The sequence below is a fragment of the Kitasatospora sp. NPDC097643 genome (assembly GCF_040302625.1).
Taxonomy (GTDB): Bacteria; Actinomycetota; Actinomycetes; order Streptomycetales; family Streptomycetaceae; genus Kitasatospora.
The window spans coordinates 15029-33357 of sequence record NZ_JBEOSA010000026.1 but is presented as its reverse complement, the minus strand read 5'-3'; the positions used below and the strand labels follow the sequence as shown (position 1 = coordinate 33357).

At 72.4% G+C, this 18329-nt stretch carries 15 protein-coding genes; 13 read left to right on the top strand and 2 right to left on the bottom strand.

What is annotated here, in order from left to right; genetic code table 11:
- Positions 1 to 51: 51 nt before the first annotated feature.
- The 11 genes from trpC (at position 52) to ABTY15_RS18330 (ending at position 13848) form a co-directional block, all read left to right on the top strand.
- The gene (gene trpC / locus ABTY15_RS18380; RefSeq protein WP_350590616.1) at positions 52 to 858 is read left to right on the top strand and encodes an indole-3-glycerol phosphate synthase TrpC; all 807 of its coding nucleotides are present in this window, start codon (positions 52 to 54) and stop codon (positions 856 to 858) included.
- 10 nt (positions 859 to 868) lie between these two features.
- Positions 869 to 1018, top strand: a complete 150-nt coding sequence (trpM, locus tag ABTY15_RS18375; protein WP_350590608.1) for a tryptophan biosynthesis modulator TrpM — start codon at positions 869 to 871, stop codon at positions 1016 to 1018.
- Between the two features lie 55 nt (positions 1019 to 1073).
- The gene (trpB, locus tag ABTY15_RS18370) at positions 1074 to 2345 is read left to right on the top strand and encodes a tryptophan synthase subunit beta (RefSeq protein ID WP_350590606.1); all 1272 of its coding nucleotides are present in this window, start codon (positions 1074 to 1076) and stop codon (positions 2343 to 2345) included.
- Positions 2346 to 2347: 2 nt separating this feature from the next.
- Positions 2348 to 3157 (top strand): tryptophan synthase subunit alpha, encoded by an 810-nt coding sequence (gene trpA, locus ABTY15_RS18365; RefSeq protein ID WP_350590601.1) that lies wholly within the window; start codon positions 2348 to 2350, stop codon positions 3155 to 3157.
- Between the two features lie 333 nt (positions 3158 to 3490).
- On the top strand, positions 3491 to 3736 hold the full coding sequence (locus ABTY15_RS18360) for a hypothetical protein (protein ID WP_350590598.1): 246 nt from the start codon (positions 3491 to 3493) through the stop codon (positions 3734 to 3736).
- A gap of 138 nt (positions 3737 to 3874) precedes the next feature.
- On the top strand, positions 3875 to 4393 hold the full coding sequence (locus tag ABTY15_RS18355) for a MauE/DoxX family redox-associated membrane protein (protein ID WP_350590594.1): 519 nt from the start codon (positions 3875 to 3877) through the stop codon (positions 4391 to 4393).
- 79 nt (positions 4394 to 4472) lie between these two features.
- Positions 4473 to 5336: a DsbA family protein gene (locus ABTY15_RS18350; RefSeq protein WP_350590587.1), complete on the top strand. Its 864-nt coding sequence runs from the start codon at positions 4473 to 4475 to the stop codon at positions 5334 to 5336.
- Positions 5337 to 5485: 149 nt separating this feature from the next.
- A complete protein-coding gene (gene lgt / locus ABTY15_RS18345; protein ID WP_350590583.1) occupies positions 5486 to 6496 on the top strand; it encodes a prolipoprotein diacylglyceryl transferase in 1011 nt (336 codons plus the stop codon).
- A 144-nt stretch (positions 6497 to 6640) separates the two neighbouring features.
- Complete coding sequence (locus ABTY15_RS18340; protein ID WP_502893531.1) at positions 6641 to 7378, top strand: VIT1/CCC1 transporter family protein; 738 nt, start codon at positions 6641 to 6643, stop codon at positions 7376 to 7378.
- A gap of 415 nt (positions 7379 to 7793) precedes the next feature.
- A complete protein-coding gene (gene gltB, locus ABTY15_RS18335) occupies positions 7794 to 12395 on the top strand; it encodes a glutamate synthase large subunit (RefSeq protein WP_350590563.1) in 4602 nt (1533 codons plus the stop codon).
- Positions 12388 to 13848: a glutamate synthase subunit beta gene (locus ABTY15_RS18330; RefSeq protein WP_350590555.1), complete on the top strand. Its 1461-nt coding sequence runs from the start codon at positions 12388 to 12390 to the stop codon at positions 13846 to 13848. Before gltB ends, ABTY15_RS18330 begins: the two co-directional genes overlap by 8 nt.
- 159 nt (positions 13849 to 14007) lie before the next feature.
- Here the strand turns inward: ABTY15_RS18330 and ABTY15_RS18325 are convergent, their stop codons facing one another.
- Both ABTY15_RS18325 and ABTY15_RS18320 read right to left on the bottom strand, forming a co-directional pair.
- A complete protein-coding gene (locus ABTY15_RS18325) occupies positions 14008 to 14967 on the bottom strand; it encodes a hypothetical protein (protein ID WP_350590549.1) in 960 nt (319 codons plus the stop codon).
- 40 nt (positions 14968 to 15007) lie between these two features.
- Entirely contained in the window at positions 15008 to 15976 is a 969-nt protein-coding gene (locus ABTY15_RS18320) for an ArsR/SmtB family transcription factor (protein WP_350590543.1), read from the bottom strand.
- A 73-nt stretch (positions 15977 to 16049) separates the two neighbouring features.
- Between ABTY15_RS18320 and ABTY15_RS18315 the strand changes: the two genes are divergently transcribed.
- Both ABTY15_RS18315 and ABTY15_RS18310 read left to right on the top strand, forming a co-directional pair.
- Positions 16050 to 17318, top strand: a complete 1269-nt coding sequence (locus ABTY15_RS18315; protein WP_350590528.1) for an MFS transporter — start codon at positions 16050 to 16052, stop codon at positions 17316 to 17318.
- Between the two features lie 78 nt (positions 17319 to 17396).
- Positions 17397 to 18263, top strand: coding sequence for a Sco1979 family transcriptional regulator (locus ABTY15_RS18310; RefSeq protein ID WP_350590516.1), 867 nt, complete (start codon positions 17397 to 17399; stop codon positions 18261 to 18263).
- Positions 18264 to 18329: the final 66 nt, after the last annotated feature.

The following is an 18329-nucleotide window of genomic DNA, read 5'->3' as shown; positions in this document are numbered from 1 at the left end:
CCCGGACGGCTCGTCGCTAGCGAACTAGCAGAAATATAGGGGGCAACTCGAGTGAGTGTGCTCGACACGATCATCGAGGGGGTCCGCGAGGACCTCGCCGAGCGGCAGGCCCGGGTCTCCCTGGACGAGCTCAAGGAGCTCGCCACCAAGGCTCCGGAGGCCAAGGACGGCGTCGCCGCCCTCAAGGGCGACGGGGTCCGGGTGATCTGCGAGGTGAAGCGCTCCAGCCCGTCCAAGGGCGCCCTGGCCGCGATCGCCGATCCGGCCGCCCTGGCCCGCGACTACGCGGCCGGCGGTGCCGCCGCGATCAGCGTGCTGACCGAGCAGCGCCGCTTCGGCGGGTCGCTGGCCGACCTGGACTCCGTCCGCGCGGCGGTGGACACCCCGCTGCTGCGCAAGGACTTCATCGTCACCGCGTACCAGCTGTGGGAGGCCCGGGCGCACGGCGCCGACCTCGCGCTGCTGATCGTCGCGGCCCTCGACCAGCCGGCCCTGGTGTCGCTGATCGAGCGCGCCGAGTCGATCGGCCTCACCCCGCTGGTCGAGGTGCACGACGAGGAGGAGATCAAGCGCGCGGTGGACGCCGGGGCGCGGATCATCGGCGTCAACGCCCGCAACCTCAAGACCCTCGAGGTGGACCGCAACACCTTCGGCAACGTCGTCCACGCCATCCCGGACGGTGTCGTCAAGGTCGCCGAGTCCGGTGTGCGCGGCCCGCTGGACGTCATCTCGTACGCCAACCTCGGCGCCGACGCGGTGCTGGTCGGCGAGTCCCTGGTGACCGGCAAGGACCCGCGCGCCGCGGTGGCCGACCTGGTCGCCGCCGGGGCCCACCCCGCCGTTCGGCACAAGGACTGATCCGCCGACCATGAAGATCGCCACCCGCCTCGCCCCCGGCTGCCGCCCGCGCGGCTGCCGCGCGCCCGCCCGCCGGGTGCTGGGGCGTCGGGTGCGGTACGTGATCGGCTGCGAGCCCGGGCAGGTGCCTGGTCGGCGATGGCGCAGGACGTACGGCTGACAAGGCCGTTCAGACGTCACTGTCGTCATCCTCCGAATTCCAGAAGGACTCCACCATGTCCGAACCGTCCGACCAGGACTACCTGCCCGGCGCCCAGGTGCCGGACGCCCGCGGCTACTTCGGCGCGTACGGCGGCCGCTTCATCCCCGAGGCGCTGGTCGCCGCCGTCGAGCAGGTCGCCGAGGAGTACGAGAAGGCCAAGGCCGACCCGGCCTTCACGGCCGAGCTCGACGCCCTGCTCAAGGACTACACGGGCCGCCCGAGCCCGCTGACCGACGTGCACCGCTTCTCCGCCGAGGCGGGCGGCGCGCGCATCCTGCTCAAGCGCGAGGACCTCAACCACACCGGCTCGCACAAGATCAACAACGTGCTGGGCCAGGCGCTGCTCACCAAGCGGATGGGCAAGACCCGGATCATCGCCGAGACCGGCGCGGGCCAGCACGGCGTGGCCACCGCCACCGCCTGCGCGCTGTTCGGCTTCGACTGCACCATCTACATGGGCGAGGTGGACACCCAGCGCCAGGCGCTGAACGTCGCCCGGATGCGGATGCTCGGCGCCGAGGTGGTGGCCGTCAAGTCCGGCAGCCGCACGCTCAAGGACGCCATCAACGAGGCGTTCCGGGACTGGGTCGCCAACGTCGACTCGACCCACTACCTGTTCGGCACCGTGGCCGGGCCGCACCCCTTCCCGATGATGGTGCGCGACTTCCACCGGATCATCGGCGTCGAGGCCCGGCAGCAGGTGCTCGACCGCACCGGGCGGCTGCCCGACGCCGTGGTCGCCTGCGTCGGCGGCGGCTCCAACGCGATGGGCATCTTCCACGAGTTCATCCCGGACGCCGGCGTGCGCCTGATCGGCTGCGAGGCGGCCGGCGAGGGCGCCGACACCCCCAGGCACGCGGCCACCCTCACCAAGGGCGACCCGGGCGTGCTGCACGGCTCGCGCACCTACGTCCTCCAGGACGAGGACGGCCAGACCATCGAGTCGCACTCCATCTCGGCCGGCCTGGACTACCCGGGCGTCGGCCCGGAGCACGCCTGGCTGAAGGACACCGGACGGGCCGAGTACCGCCCCGTCACCGACGACGCCGCCATGCAGGCACTGCGGCTGCTGTCCCGCACCGAGGGCATCATCCCGGCCATCGAGAGCGCGCACGCGCTGGCCGGCGCCCTGGAGCTGGGCCGCGAGCTCGGGCCGGAGGCCACCATCCTGGTCTCCCTCTCCGGGCGCGGCGACAAGGACATGCACACCGCGGCCGAGTACTTCGGCCTCTACGACGAGCCGGGCGCCGGTTCGGCCCACGGCACGGGCAACGGGGGTAACTGACCATGGCGACGAAGCTCACGGAGATCCTGGCCGCCGCCAAGGCGGCGGACCGGGCCGCGCTGATCGGCTACCTGCCGGCCGGCTTCCCGACCGTCGACGGCGGCATCCGGGCGGTCAACGCGCTGATCGAGGGCGGCTGCGACGTGGTCGAGGTCGGCCTGCCGCACTCCGACCCGGTGCTGGACGGCGCGGTCATCCAGACCGCCGACGACATCGCGCTGCGCGGCGGCGTGCGGATCAAGGACGTGCTGCGCACCGTCCAGGAGGTCGCCTCCGCGCACCCCGAGGCGGCGGTGCTGGTGATGACGTACTGGAACCCGGTCGACCGGTACGGGGTGGCGCGGTTCGCGGCCGACCTGGCCGCGGCCGGCGGTGCGGGCTGCATCCTGCCGGACCTGCCGGTCGAGGAGTCCGCGGAGTGGCGCAAGGCGGCGGAGGAGCACGGGCTGGACACCGTGTTCGTGGTCGCCCCCAGCAGCAAGGACCAGCGGCTCGCGCAGGTCACCGCGGCGGGCAGCGGGTTCGTGTACGCGGCGGCCGTGATGGGTGTGACCGGCACCCGGTCCGCGGTCGGCTCGATGGCCGAGGACCTGGTCGCCCGCACCCGGGCCACCACCGAGCTGCCGGTCTGCGTGGGCCTCGGGGTCTCCACGGCCGACCAGGCGGCCGAGGTGGCGCGCTTCGCGGACGGTGTGATCGTCGGCTCGGCGTTTGTCCAGCGGATCCTCGCGGCGGACGGTGACGAGACGGCCGCGCTGGCCGCCGTCCGCGCCCTCGCGGGCGAGCTGGCGGAGGGTGTGCGCCGGCACTGACGCGTGATCGAGCCCGACGGCCCGTCGCTCCTGTGGTAAGGGGGCGGCGGGCCCCTCTTTTTGCGCTCGACTCGCCTCCGGGCCGCTCCTGACCCGGTGCCGACGGTCGGCGGGCGCTGCGCCACCTCCTTCGTCGGCGGCTTGGCCCTTCTCCCTTTCGACACCGGCGCGGCCCTTCGGCTCGTCGAGCGGGCGGCGTCGGGGCCGTGCGGGCCCCGAACGGGTGAACCGCGCCGGGCACACGCATCAGCCGGGGTTGACCGGCGTTGAGTGGAGGGACGAGTGCACGAACGAGGTGTACGGGGGTTGCCGAGCGAGCGAAGGGGTGAGCCGGTGCCGGGTCTCCATCGAGCCGTCCTGCTGCGGGCGGCGGCCGCCGCGCTGGCGCTCGGCGCCGCCGTCGGGGCCCACCCCGAGGTCGGGCAGGCGCTGGCCAAACGGGCGGCCGAACGGGCGGAGCGGGCCGCGACGGCCTGTGCCGAGGCGGCCCGGTGGGGCGACGCCGCCCGGGCGGCGCACCGGCACCACGAGGGGCGGGCGGAGCTGCTCGACCCCGGTCGCCCGGCGGGCTGCCGGTAGGAACGGACGTTCGGGTGTATTCGGACACACCGTCATCAGGTATCACCCATACGGCGTAATTCCTGAATATGGAGGAACCGGTCTTCATCCCTTACGGTTCATCAGGAAGTGAACGAGTTTCCCAAGGGGGGTTCCCTGATGGCCGGCCCGGCAGCCCAGCCCGGTGACCCCGCCTCCCCGTCGGCCGTGCGGCGGCCGGTGCCGGTGTGGACGGAGTGGGTCGGCCTCGCGGCCCGGCTCGGCCTCGCGGTGGTCTGGGGCTGGGCCGGCCTGGCCAAGATCGCCGACCCGGCGGAGGCCGCCCAGGCCGTCCGCGCCTACGAGATCCTGCCCGAGGGCCTGGTCAAGCCGGTCGGCTACGCCCTGCCCTTCCTGGAGCTGGCGCTCGCCCTGCTGCTGGTGATCGGTCTCGGCGTCCGGATCGTCGCGGGCGTCTCGGCGCTGCTGCTGCTCGCCTTCATCGCCGGGATCACCTCCGCCTGGGCGCGCGGCATCTCGATCGACTGCGGCTGCTTCGGCGGCGGTGGGCACGTGGACGCCTCGCAGACCGAGTACCTCCAGGAGATCCTGCGCGACACCGGCTTCCTGCTGCTGGCCGGGTGGCTGCTCTGGCGGCCCCGCACCAGGTTCTCGGTGGACGGCTGGCTGGCGAGCTGACCGGCGGGGCCCGTACCCGCACCCCCACACCCCCACTCCCACCTGACGAAGGCCCTCCCCGACCGTGGATGTCAAGGCAATGAGCGAGAAGAACCGAGAAGGCAAGCGCACCGCCCGCGAGCGGATGCTGGAGCAGCGGGCGGCCGACGAGGCCGCCTCCCGGCGCAGGAAGAAGCTGATCGTGGGCGGCTCGGTGCTCGCGGTGATCGCCGCCGCCGTGGTCACCGGCGTCGTGGTGCAGAACGAGCGCTCCACGCCGGAGACGCCGGCCGCCGCCCCGGCCGGCACCATCGGCGACAAGAACCTCGTCATCCCGGCCGGGGCGGCCAACGCGCCCGCCGTCCTCACCGTCTACGAGGACCCGCGCTGCCCCGCCTGCGGCATGTTCGAGCGCGAGTTCTCGCCGACGATCGACCAGCTGGAGGACGCCGGCAAGATCACCACCAACTACCACATCGTCTCGTTCATCGACCGGGCCGTGCCGGGCAAGGGCTCCAAGTACGGCGCCAACGCGCTGGCCTGCGCCCAGGACGCCGGGCACTTCCGGGACTACCACGACGTGCTGTACCGCAACCAGCCGGACGAGACCAACGACGCCTTCGGCAACAAGGCCGTCCTGATCAACCTCGCCAAGCAGGTCAACGGCCTGGACACGCCCGCCTTCGAGGCCTGCGTCAACGACAACAAGTACGGCGGATGGGTGTCCTCGGTGCAGCAGGACTTCGACAAGTCCAGCTACAAGTCCACCCCGACCGTGCTGCTCAACGGCCAGCCGGTCTACCCGAAGAACGGCACCGAGGAGATCACCCCGGCGAACCTGGCGAAGTGGGTCGACGCCGCCAACCAGGGCAAGCAGTTGGGCACCCCGGGCTCCAACGGGCAGACCCCGGCGCCGACCAGCACCGCGTCGGAGAGCAACAACCCGTCGCCGAACGCCGGCTGAGCCCTGCCCGTCGCCGGACGCCCGCCGCCGCCCCCTCCCCGTCCGGAGGGGGCGGCGGCGGGCGTTGTTCGGTTTCGGCGGGCCGAGCGCAAATAGAGACCCCGGGGGTGTCCGGCGCGGGCCGCCGACCCTGTAGCGTCGGAGCTGCCATGGATATCGCCTACATTCCCAGCCCGTCGCGGGGCGTCCTGTACCTCGGACCGGTCCCGCTGCGCGCCTACGCCTTCTGCATCATCCTCGGTGTCGTCGCCGCCGTCTGGCTCGGCAGCAAGCGCTGGGTCGCCCGGGGCGGTGCCAAGCACACGGTCGGTGACATCGCCGTCTGGGCCGTGCCGTTCGGCCTGGTCGGCGGGCGGCTGTACCACGTGATCACCGACAACCAGCTGTACTTCGGGGACGGCCGGAACCCCTGGAACGCCTTCAAGATCTGGGAGGGCGGCCTCGGCATCTGGGGCGCGATCGCGTTCGGCGCGGTCGGCGCCTGGATCGGCTGCCGGCGCCGGGGCGTGCCGCTGCCCGCCTACGCCGACGCCATCGCGCCGGGCATCGCGCTCGCGCAGGCGATGGGCCGCTGGGGCAACTACTTCAACCAGGAGCTGTACGGCCGGGACACCACGCTGCCGTGGGGCCTGAAGATCCACAAGGTGCTGCCGGACGGCACCGTCGTGGACGGCGTCTACCACCCGACCTTCCTGTACGAGTCGCTCTGGTGCGTCGGCGTCGCGCTGCTGGTGATCTGGGCGGACCGGCGCTTCACGCTGGGCCACGGCCGGGCGTTCGCGCTGTACGTGGCCGCGTACACGGTGGGCCGGTTCTGGACCGAGTGGCTGCGGATCGACGAGGCGCACGTCTTCTTCGGCCTGCGGCTGAACGACTGGGTGGCGATCGCGGTGTTCCTCTCCGCCGTCGCGTACCTGGTGATCGTCGGGAAGAAGCGGCCCGGCCGGGAGGACCCGGCGAGCATCGACCCGGCCGCGCACGAGGCCGCCGACGCGGCGGCCGACGAGGCCGGGCCCACCGACAAGGCCACCCCGTCCGAGAAGGTCGCCGGGGCCGGTGAGACCGCCGAGCTGTCTCGGAAGGCGGACGAAAAGGTGGATGCGAGCCCGGCGCCCGATGCCGCGGAGAAGACCGGCAAGGACGCCAAGAACCTGACCTGACCTGGGAGTTCACCCCGTTCCGGCCGCCCGTGCGAAGCTCGCGCAGGGCGGCCGGAGTGCTGTTCGGACAGCCTTACTTTGCTGGAAATGCCCAGCTCAGCCGGTCTACGTTCGAGTCAGACCAATCGAACGGAGGGGACGACCGTGAGCACGACCACCCTGGAGCCCGAAGCCGGGAACCACCCCCGCATACCCGCCGCGGGGCACCACCGAGACGTCAACGGCGGCTGGCTGCGGCCCGCCGTGTTCGGGGCGATGGACGGCCTGGTCTCCAACTTCGCGCTGATGACCGGCGTGGTCGGCGGCTCGGTGTCCAGCGGCACGGTGGTGCTGACCGGACTTGCGGGCCTGGCGGCCGGGGCCTGCTCGATGGCGGCGGGGGAGTACACCTCGGTGGCCTCGCAGGCCGAGCTGGTGCAGGCCGAGATCGAGGCCGAGCGGCTGGAGCTGCGCCGCAACCCGCACGGGGAGCTGGCCGAGCTGGCGCAGCTGTACATCGCCCGCGGGGTGGAGCCGGAGCTCGCCCACGAGGTGGCCCGGCAGCTGTCGGCGGACCCGGACCAGACGCTGGAGATCCACGCGCGGGAGGAGCTGGGCATCGACCCCAACGACCTGCCCTCGCCGTGGGTGGCCGCCGGGTCGTCCTTCGTCTGCTTCGCGGTGGGCGCGCTGCTGCCGCTGCTGCCGTACCTGCTGGGGGCGACCTCGCTGCTGCCGGCGCTGCTGCTGTCGATGGCGGGCCTGTTCCTGTGCGGCGCGGTGGTGGCCCGGGTGACGGCGCGCAGCTGGTGGTTCAGCGGGCTGCGGCAGCTGCTGCTGGGCGGGGCGGCGGCCGGGGTCACGTACCTGCTCGGCTGGCTGATCGGCGGGCATGTGGGATGACACAGGATTCTGCATGACTATGCTGCGAACCGCGTGACGTTCCACACATGGGCGTCCCGCGGCGCCTGGCCTAGTCTCATCATCCGAGCCCAATGGCCGCAGATTCGCATCCGTTGACCCGCTCTCGGGAATGGATTCCCAGGCGGCCATGATCGGCTTCTGTGGCGGTGGCGTTTCGCCCCTGTTTCAGGCCGGGGACGGGCGGGCACAATCGTCGGGACGTGCACTGTGGCACGTCCCCCCCAAGGCCCCCCACGTCCCGCTGACCTGCGGATCCGTCCGCCATGTGGACCGGATGTTCCCGCTTTCCGGGATCTTGGGCATCATGTAACTTGCACGAAATCGCACCATCGCATCAGGGCCAACGTCGTCCCTACTTGCACCAACTTGCCGAAAGACGACGACGGGAGAGCCGATGCTGTCTGCATCCATGCACTCCGCCAACGAGCTCCAGGCCGGCGCCGCCCGCGCGCCGTACGCGCTCGTTCCGGATGCGCGACCTGCTGCTCAGGGCCTGTACGACCCGCGGAACGAGCACGACGCCTGTGGCGTCGGTTTCGTCGCCACGCTGACCGGCATCGCCGACCACACCGTCGTCGACCAGGCGCTGACCGTCCTGCGCAACCTGGAGCACCGCGGCGCCACCGGCGCCGAGCCGGACTCCGGTGACGGCGCGGGCATCCTCACCCAGATCCCGGACGCCTTCCTGCGCGGCAAGGTGGGCTTCGAGCTCCCGGCCGCCGGCTCCTACGCGGTCGGCATCGCCTTCCTGCCCGACGAGGACGAGGCGGACGCCGCCGCCGTCGCGCAGATCGAGGCCATCGCCGCCGAGGAGGGCCTGACCGTCCTCGGCTGGCGCGACGTCCCGGTCACCCCGGACCTGCTCGGCGCCACCGCGCGCAGCGTGATGCCGCGGTTCCGGCAGCTCTTCCTTTCGCAGGGCGAGAAGGCCGGCATCGAGCTGGACCGGATCGGCTTCGTCGTTCGCAAGCGGGCCGAGCGCGAGGCCGGGGTGTACTTCCCGTCGCTGTCCGCGCGCACCATCGTCTACAAGGGCATGCTGACCACCGGCCAGCTGGAGCCCTTCTTCCCCGACCTGTCGGACCGCAGCTACGCGTCCGCCATCGGCCTGGTGCACTCGCGGTTCTCCACCAACACCTTCCCGAGCTGGCCGCTGGCCCACCCGTACCGCTTCGTCGCGCACAACGGCGAGATCAACACGGTCAAGGGCAACCGCAACTGGATGCGCGCCCGCGAGTCCCAGCTGGCCACGGACAGGATCCCTGGCGACCTGAGCCGGATCTTCCCGATCTGCACCCCGGACCACTCCGACTCCGCGTCCTTCGACGAGGTCCTGGAGCTGCTCCACCTCGGCGGCCGCTCGCTGCCGCACTCGGTGCTGATGATGATCCCGGAGGCGTGGGAGAACCACGCCACCATGGACCCGGCCCGCCGCGCGTTCTACCAGTACCACTCCAACCTGATGGAGCCCTGGGACGGCCCGGCCTGCGTCACCTTCACCGACGGCACCCAGATCGGCGCCGTGCTGGACCGCAACGGCCTGCGCCCGGCCCGCTACTGGATCACCGAGGACGGCCTGGTCGTCCTCTCCTCCGAGGTCGGCGTGCTCGACATCGAGCAGGAGAAGATCGCCAAGAAGGGCCGCCTCCAGCCCGGCAAGATGTTCCTGGTCGACACCGTCGAGGGCCGGATCGTCGAGGACGAGGAGATCAAGTCCGCCCTCGCCGCCGAGCACCCGTACGAGGAGTGGGTCGCCGCCGGGCAGATCCAGCTCGCCAAGCTGCCCGAGCGCGAGCACATCGCGCACACCCACGCCTCGGTCACCCGCCGCCAGCAGACCTTCGGCTACACCGAGGAGGAGCTGCGGGTCATCCTCGCGCCGATGGCCAAGACCGGCGCCGAGGCGCTCGGTTCGATGGGCACCGACTCGCCGATCGCCGCGCTCAGCGAGAAGCCGCGCCTGCTGTTCGACTACTTCGTGCAGCTCTTCGCGCAGGTCACCAACCCGCCGCTGGACGCCATCCGCGAGGAGCTCGTCACCTCGCTGCTGAGCAACCTCGGCCCCGAGGGCAACCTGCTGGGCGCCGAGGCCGCCTCCTGCCGCTCGGTCGGCATCACCTTCCCGGTGATCGACAACGACGAGCTGGCCAAGCTCGTCCACATCAACCACGACGGCGACCAGCCCGGCCTCAAGGCCGTCACGCTGTCCGGCCTCTACAAGGTCACCACCGGCGGCCAGGGCCTGGCCTCCCGGCTCGCCGAGATCGCGGCCGAGGCCGACGCGGCGATCGCCGACGGCGCCCGGATCATCGTGCTCTCCGACCGCCACTCGGACGCCGAGCACGCCCCGATCCCCTCGCTGCTGCTCACCTCGGCGATCCACCACCACCTGATCCGCACCAAGCAGCGCACCCAGGTGTCGCTGCTGGTCGAGGCCGGTGACGTCCGCGAGGTGCACCACGTCGCGCTGCTGATCGGCTACGGCGCCGGCGCGGTCAACCCGTACCTGGCGATGGAGTCCGTCGAGGACCTGGTCGCCCAGGGCGTGTTCATCCAGGGCGTCGAGCCCGAGAAGGCCATCAAGCACCTGATCAAGGCGCTCGGCAAGGGCGTGCTCAAGGTCATGTCCAAGATGGGCATCTCCACCGTGGCCTCCTATCGCGGAGCCCAGGTCTTCGAGGCCATCGGCCTCTCCCAGGAGCTGGTGGACGGCTACTTCGCCGGCACCACCACCAAGCTCGGCGGCATCGGCCTGGACGAGATCGCCCGCGAGACCGCCGCCCGGCACGCCAAGGCGTACCCGGCCTCCGGCATCCCGGCCGCGCACCGCGCGCTGGAGATCGGCGGCGAGTACCAGTGGCGCCGCGAGGGCGAGCCGCACCTGTTCGACCCGGACACCGTCTTCCGGTTGCAGCACTCCACCCGCAACCGCCGGTACGACATCTTCAAGCAGTACACGGACCGGGTGAACGAGCAGTCCGCCCGTCTGATGACGCTGCGCGGCCTGTTCCAGCTGGACGGCCTCGGCCGCGCGCCGATCCCGGTCGAGGAGGTCGAGCCGGTCTCCGAGATCGTCAAGCGCTTCTCCACCGGCGCCATGTCGTACGGCTCGATCTCCCGCGAGGCGCACGAGACCCTGGCCATCGCGATGAACCGCCTCGGCGGCAAGTCCAACACCGGTGAGGGCGGCGAGGACCCGGACCGCCTGTACGACCCGGAGCGCCGCTCGGCGATCAAGCAGGTCGCCTCCGGCCGCTTCGGCGTCACCTCCGAGTACCTGGTCAACGCGGACGACATCCAGATCAAGATGGCCCAGGGCGCCAAGCCCGGCGAGGGCGGCCAGCTGCCCGGCCACAAGGTCTACCCGTGGGTCGCCAAGACCCGGCACTCCACCCCGGGTGTCGGCCTGATCTCGCCGCCGCCGCACCACGACATCTACTCGATCGAGGACCTGGCGCAGCTGATCCACGACCTCAAGAACGCCAACCCGGCCGCCCGCATCCACGTGAAGCTGGTGTCCGAGGTCGGCGTCGGGACGGTCGCGGCCGGTGTGTCCAAGGCGCACGCGGACGTCGTCCTGGTCTCCGGGCACGACGGCGGCACCGGCGCCTCGCCGCTCACCTCGCTGAAGCACGCGGGCGGCCCCTGGGAGCTCGGCCTCGCCGAGACCCAGCAGACCCTGCTGCTCAACGGGCTGCGCGACCGCATCGTGGTCCAGACGGACGGTCAGCTGAAGACCGGCCGCGACGTCGTCATCGCCGCCCTGCTGGGCGCCGAGGAGTTCGGCTTCGCGACCGCCCCGCTGGTCGTCTCCGGCTGCATCATGATGCGCGTCTGCCACCTGGACACCTGCCCGGTCGGTGTCGCCACGCAGAACCCGGTGCTGCGCGAGCGGTTCTCCGGCAAGCCCGAATTCGTGGTCAACTTCTTCGAGTTCATCGCCGAGGAGGTCCGCGAGATCCTGGCGGAGCTCGGCTTCCGCTCGATCGAGGAGGCCGTCGGCCACGCCGAGCACATCAACGCCCAGGCGGCGATCGACCACTGGAAGGCCGCCGGGCTCGACCTGGCCCCGCTGTTCCACGTGCCGGCGCTGCCGGAGGGTGCCGCCCGCCACTGCACCACCTCGCAGGACCACGCGCTGGACAAGGCGCTGGACAACCAGCTGATCGAGCTCGCCGAGGACGCCCTGGAGCGCGGCGACGCCGTCCGCGTCCAGCTGCCGATCCGCAACGTCAACCGCACCGTCGGCACCATGCTCGGCCACGAGGTGACCAAGCGGTACCGCGGCGAGGGCCTGCCGGAGGGGACGATCGACGTCACCTTCACCGGCTCCGCCGGGCAGTCCTTCGGCGCCTTCGTGCCCAAGGGCATCACCCTGCGGCTGGAGGGCGACGCCAACGACTACGTCGGCAAGGGCCTCTCCGGCGGTGTGGTGATCGTCCGCCCGGCCCGCGACGCCGCGGCCATCGGCAACGACGCGCAGAACCACGTCATCACCGGCAACACCATCGGCTACGGCGCCACCGCGGGCCGGATCCACCTGCGCGGCAAGGCCGGTGAGCGCTTCGCCGTCCGCAACTCCGGGGCCACCCTGGTGGTCGAGGGCGTGGGCGACCACGGCCTGGAGTACATGACCGGCGGCCGGGTCGTCATCCTCGGCGAGACCGGGCGCAACCTGGCGGCGGGCATGTCCGGCGGCATCGCGTACGTCCTGGACCTGCGCCCCGCGAACGTGAACGACGGCATGGTGGGCATCGAGGCCCCGACCGCCGACGACCGCGACTGGCTGCGCGAGACCGTGCAGCAGCACTACGAGGAGACCGGCTCCACCGTCGCCGCCGAGCTCCTGGCCGACTGGGGCGGCGGGGTCTCCCGCTTCTCCAAGATCATGCCGACCGACTACAAGGCAGTGCTCGCCGCCAAGGACGCCGCTGAGCGCGATGGCCTCTCCGAGGCCGAGACCACTCGCAAGATGATGGAGGCGGCAAATGGCTGACCCCAAGGGCTTCCTGACCACGCCCAAGCAGCTGGCCGAGCGCCGTCCCGTGGACGTCCGTCTGCGGGACTGGAACGAGGTCTACGTCGAGCGCAGCCTCCTGCCGATCATCACCAAGCAGGCCGGTCGCTGCATGGACTGCGGCATCCCGTTCTGCCACAACGGCTGCCCGCTCGGGAACCTCATCCCCGAGTGGAACGACCTCGCCTACCGGGACGACTTCGTCGGCGCGATCGAGCGGCTGCACGCGACCAACAACTTCCCGGAGTTCACCGGCCGCCTCTGCCCCGCGCCCTGTGAGTCGGCGTGCGTCCTCGGCATCAACCAGGACGCGGTGACCATCAAGAACGTCGAGGTCACCATCATCGACAAGGCCTGGGACCGCGGCGGCGTCACGCCGCAGGTCCCGGAGCGGCTGTCCGGCAAGACGGTGGCCGTGGTCGGCTCCGGCCCGGCCGGCCTGGCCGTCGCCCAGCAGCTCACCCGGGCCGGGCACACCGTGGTGGTGTACGAGCGCGCCGACCGCGTCGGTGGCCTGCTGCGCTACGGCATCCCCGAGTTCAAGATGGAGAAGCGCCACATCAACCGCCGCATCGAGCAGATGCGCGCGGAGGGCACCCGGTTCCGCACCGGCGTGCACGTCGGCGAGGACATCACCGGCCAGCAGCTGCGCGAGCGCTTCGACGCCGTCGTCCTCGCGGCCGGTGCGACCACCGCCCGCGACCTGCCGGTGCCCGGGCGCGAGCTCAAGGGCATCCACCAGGCCATGGAGTACCTGCCGCTGGCCAACAAGGTGCAGGAGGGCGACTTCGTCGAGTCGCCGATCAGCGCCAAGGGCAAGCACGTCGTCGTCATCGGCGGCGGCGACACCGGCGCGGACTGCGTCGGCACCGCCCACCGCCAGGGCGCGGCCTCGGTCACCCAGCTGGAGATCATGCCGCGGCCGTCCGAGGAGCGCCCCGGCCACCAGCCCTGGCCGACCATGCCGATGACCTACAAGGTCACCTCCGCGCACGAGGAGGGCGGCGAGCGGATCTACTCCGTCAACACCACCCACTTCAGCGGTGACGAGGACGGCAACGTCCAGGAGCTGCACCTGGTCGAGGTGGAGTTCAAGGACGGCCGGTTCGAGCCCGTCCCCGGCAGCGAGCGGACCATCCCGGCCCAGCTGGTCACCCTGGCCATGGGCTTCACCGGGACGGACGTGAAGAACGGTCTGGTCGAGCAGTTGGGCGTGGACCTCGACGCACGCGGTAATATCGCCCGGGACGGGAAGTTCGCCACCAATGTCGATGGCGTCTACGTCTGCGGCGACGCCGGCCGTGGCCAGTCGCTGATCGTCTGGGCCATCGCGGAGGGCCGTTCGGCCGCCGCCGCGGTGGACAAGTACCTCGGCGGCAAGACCCCGCTTCCCGCGCCGATCCGGCCCACCGACCGCCCGCTGGTGGTCTGAGCCGGACCCCTGACCGCCCGGTGCCGCATTCACCGGGTTGTGTTACCCGCTTCCACCCGTCAGCGTCGCCGGGCCAATGCGGTCCTCTGGCGTCTGCCCCCTTCCCCGACCAGTTGGGGGGCAGGCGCCCTCGCATGTCCGGGCAGGCGCCGGCGACGCCTACCGGCGCCAGGAGTGGTCGAGCACCTCGGGCGTCCAGAGCGCCAGGTTGAGGACGACGCGGTCGCCGAGCGGCCGGGCGAGCCGGAAGGCGCCCACGACGGTCCGGGATTCCTCCGTTTCGCAGCCGGCCCGCCGGGCGGGCGCGATGTGGCCGATCAGCACCACCACCTCCGCGGTCTCGTACACCTCGCCCGGCAGCAGCTGCTCGCAGCCCTCCAGCAGGAACAGCCCTTCGAGTCGCTGCTCGGTCGACCCGGATTCCAGGACGCTCGCCAGCGGGATGCCGTGCCAGTCCGGGGCGTTCCTCAGGAAGCGCGGCTCGGACGCCGCCACGGCGGCGACGGCGAGCGGCGTCTCGTGGCCGGCGGTCGTCAGCTCCCAGACCGGGATCGTCGCCTCGCCCCGGCTGGTCAGCTGCGGGCGGGTGGCCAGCCGGACGGCGGTGACGGTGAGCCGGCCGCACGGGTCGCTCGGGCACAGGTCCCGGCTGTACGGGGAACGCAGCGCGGTCGCCGGGTCCAGCAGCGGCAGGGTCGCGCGCGAGCCGTCCGGCCAGACCACCTCGCCGGTCGCGGGGACCTCGACGGCCTCGGCCGGCAGGTCCAACCGGTAGTAGGCGAGCGCCTCCCGGTCGTTCCGGCTGTCGTAGCCCGCGGCCGGTCCGAACAGCTCCTTGGTGCTCCGCGGGAAGTACCCGGTCCGCCAGAGGCGTTGGGTGTCGGAGCCGGACCAGGCCGCCGTCAGCGCCCGGGCCCGCTCCAGCAGCGGACCGCTCGGTTCGGTGGTGCCGGGCGGGACGGTGGTCATGGCGCTCGGGAGCTCGGCGGTCGGCGTCGGGGTGGGTGAGGCCTCGGGAGACGCGGCGGCCCGGGGCGGCGGCGGACGGTCGTCGTCGGCGGCGCCGGTGGCGGCGAGGACGGCGAGCAGCAGTGCGGCGATCAGGAGTCGTCGGAGCACGGTCTGTGGGACGCCCGAGTGGCCCGGGTGGTTGCGTCAACTACCGGACGTTCAGCAGGAGTTCGGCCGCCTCCGTGCGCAGGTAGAGGACCGTGCGGCCGGTGCGGTGGCGGGCCAGCAGGCCGGCGTCGTGCAGGGCGCCCAGGTGGTGCGAGAGGTTCGGGGCGGACAGGCCGGTGCGGGCGGCCAGTTCGGTGGTGGAGGCGGGGGCGTCGAGCTCGGCCAGCAGCCGGGCCCGGGTGCGGCCGAGGACCCGGGCCAGCCCCTCCGGGACCGGCTCGCCCGAGGTCTCCCAGAGCGTGGCGACGCCGCGCGGCGGGTAGACCAGACCGGGCTGCCAGGGCGGGTTCTGCTGCGAGTACACGCCCGGCCAGGCGAAGACCGTCGGCAGCAGCACCAGCCCGCGCGCGCCGTCCAGCCGCCGGTGCACGTCGATCCGGTGGCCGATCCGCAGCGTGTCGCGCTCCCAGCCGACCTGCGGGTGCAGGTCGGCGAAGAGCGCCGCCGGACCGCCCGCCGACATCTGCCGGGCCCGGCGCAGGATCTCGCCGTCGGTCAGCCGCTGCATCCGCGCCCAGTGCGGGGCGATCGCGGCCGCCCAGTACGCCTCCACCTCGGCCGCCAGCCGGGCCATGCCGGACTCCGGGTCCCGCGCCAACCGGGCCACCAGCGGGTGGAGTTCACCGTCGATCCGGGCCAGGTCGCGGCGCACCACGGCCGGATCGGTGGCGGCCAGCTCGGCCGCCTGCCGCTCGATCGTCGGATCCGGGCCGTCCGGCACCGGGGTGAGGAAGTCCGCCACGTACACCGTCGGCAGCCGCACCAGCGCCGACAGCAGCTCCCAGCCGACCCCCGCCAGCCGCCGCCGGGCCGCCCGCACCCACGGCAGGTGCACGGCGTGCCGGCCCGGGTCCTTGAGCACCTCGACGCTCGTCACCAGCTCGCCGAGCGGGGAACGGGCGAACCGGGTGCGGGCCAGGTCCTGCGCCGAGAACTCCCAGGTCAGCACGGGCGCCTCCGATGAGGATTCGATCCTGATGGAATCAGTGGGCGCCGGTGATCATCCCAGGAAGGCTCGACCCATGACCACCGCGACCCCCTCCCCGCCGCGTTCCGAACCGCGCCCGCCGCTGCGCGACCGCCTCGGACTGCCCGCCACCGCCGGCCGCGCCCGGCTGATCGGCGCCCACCTCGTCGACAGCCTCGGCACCGGGCTGATCCTCGCCTTCACCCTCGTCTACTTCGCCACCACCACCGGCCTCGCCGTCGCCGCCGTCGGCGCCGCCGTCTCCACCGCGCGGCTGCTCGCCCTGCCCACCGCCGTCGCCGTCGGGCCGCTGATCGACCGGTACGGCGCCCGGCCGGTCGCCACCGCCGGGAACGCGCTCTCCGCCCTCGCCTACCTCGGCTTCCTCGGCGCCCAGCAAGCCTGGCAGATCGTGCTGGTCTGCCTGCTGGCCCAGATCGGGCACGTCGGCTACTGGACCGCCAGCACCGGCCTGGTCGTCCTCGCCGCCGACGAGGGGGAGCGGCCGCGCTGGTTCGCCCTGGTGCAGACGCTGCGCAACACCGGACTCGGCCTCGGCGGGGCGCTCGGCGCCGTCCTGGTGGCCGGCGGCGGGAACGGCGCGCTGCGGCTGCTGGTGGTGCTCAACGCGGCCAGCTACGCCCTCGCGGCGGCCCTGCTGGGCACCTGGCGGCCGACCGGCGCGGGGGCGGCACCGGCGGACCTCCCCAGCGCGGCGCAGGACGCGGCGGACGCCCCCGGCGGGTACCGGGCGGTGCTGCGCGACCGGCGCTACCTGCTGCTGATCGCCGTCAACCTCACCTTCGTCTTCGCCTCGATGATCCTCGGCATGCTGCTCGCCGTGTACCTCACCGAGGGCCTGCACCGCGACGCCTGGACCGCCGGCGCCCTGCTCGTCCTCAACGGCGTCCAGGTCGTGCTCACCCAGAGCGCCGTCGCCCGCCGGCTCGAACACCGGCGCCCCACCCGGGTGGTGGCCGTCGGCGCGCTCCTCAACGCGCTCGCCTTCCTCCTCTTCGCCCTGGTCGCCGCCGCCCCCGGCTGGGCCGTCCCGGTCGGACTGGTCACCGCGATGCTCGTCTACAACCTGGCCGAGACCGTCGCCACCCCGTTCACCGCGGACCTCAGCGTCTCGCTCGCCGACCCGGCCCGCCGCGGCCGCTACCTGGCCCTCTACCAGCTCTCCTGGAACTTCGGCCAGGCCGTCGCGCCCGCTCTGCTGACCCTGCTCCTCGGCCGCGGTGCCGCCGTGCCCTGGCTCTTCCTGGCCGTCCTGAGCGCCGCCGCCGTCCCTGCGCTGATCCGGCTGGAACGCACCCGCTGACGGGCTGTTGTTCGTCGGTGCCAGATGGCAGACTGCCGCCGACGGCCGGGGGGCTGCGCGAGTGCGGAGGTTGACGCAATGAGCACGACTCAGGCGGGCGGTGGTGCCACAGTCCGGCGCCTGCTCCTCGGGACCCAGCTGCGAAAACTCCGCGAGGCCAGAGGCGTCAGCCGCGAGGAGGCCGGGTACTCGATCCGCGCCTCCGAGTCCAAGATCAGCCGGATGGAGCTGGGCCGGGTCGGCTTCAAGGAGCGCGACGTCGCCGACCTGCTCACCCTGTACGGCGTCGAGTCCGAGCACGAGCGCGCCACCGTCCTCGGCCTGGTCCAGGACGCCAACGCCTCCTCCTGGTGGCACGAGTACGGCGACGTGCTGCCCACCTGGTTCCAGAACTACGTCGGCCTGGAGGAGGCCGTCGCCGAGATCTTCGGCTACGAGGTCCAGTTCGTCCATGGGCTGCTCCAGACCCCCGACTACGCCCGGGCCGTCATCGCCGCGGGCGGCCACGTCACCGAACCGGCCGAGATCGAACGGCGGGTCGAGGTCCGGCTCAAGCGCCAGGCGCTGCTCACCGCCGAGCGCGCGCCGAGGCTGCTCGCCGTCCTCGACGAGGCCGCGCTGCGCCGGCCCTGGGGCGGCCGCGAACTGATGCGCAACCAGATCGACCGGCTGCTGGAGCTGAGCGACCTGCCCAACGTCCGGTTCCGGGTGCTGCCGCTCGGCTCCGCCGGACTCAGCGCCGAGGCGGGCGCGTTCACCCTGCTCGGCTTCGCCGAACCCGAACTCGGCGACGTCGTCTACCTGGAGCAGTTCACCACCGCGCTCTACCTCGACAAGCCCGCCGAGGTCGCCGAGTACCGCCAGGCGATGGAGGGCCTGCTCGCCGACAGCCTCGACCCCGAGCCGACCCGGGATCTTCTTCGCTCCGTACGCCAAGAGCTTTGACCGGTCAGTACGATGATGTTCAGTCAGGGCGGGACGCCGTAGCGGCCCGCACGGGTTCCCGCATCG

Coding starts and splice junctions, on each gene's coding strand:
- gltB (WP_350590563.1), top strand. CDS start 7,794: ATGCTGTCTGCATCCATGCACTCCGCCAACGAGCTCCAGGCCGGCGCC.
- trpB (WP_350590606.1), top strand. CDS start 1,074: ATGTCCGAACCGTCCGACCAGGACTACCTGCCCGGCGCCCAGGTGCCG.
- ABTY15_RS18315 (WP_350590528.1), top strand. CDS start 16,050: ATGACCACCGCGACCCCCTCCCCGCCGCGTTCCGAACCGCGCCCGCCG.
- ABTY15_RS18355 (WP_350590594.1), top strand. CDS start 3,875: ATGGCCGGCCCGGCAGCCCAGCCCGGTGACCCCGCCTCCCCGTCGGCC.
- lgt (WP_350590583.1), top strand. CDS start 5,486: ATGGATATCGCCTACATTCCCAGCCCGTCGCGGGGCGTCCTGTACCTC.
- ABTY15_RS18350 (WP_350590587.1), top strand. CDS start 4,473: ATGAGCGAGAAGAACCGAGAAGGCAAGCGCACCGCCCGCGAGCGGATG.
- trpM (WP_350590608.1), top strand. CDS start 869: ATGAAGATCGCCACCCGCCTCGCCCCCGGCTGCCGCCCGCGCGGCTGC.
- ABTY15_RS18310 (WP_350590516.1), top strand. CDS start 17,397: ATGAGCACGACTCAGGCGGGCGGTGGTGCCACAGTCCGGCGCCTGCTC.
- trpA (WP_350590601.1), top strand. CDS start 2,348: ATGGCGACGAAGCTCACGGAGATCCTGGCCGCCGCCAAGGCGGCGGAC.
- ABTY15_RS18330 (WP_350590555.1), top strand. CDS start 12,388: ATGGCTGACCCCAAGGGCTTCCTGACCACGCCCAAGCAGCTGGCCGAG.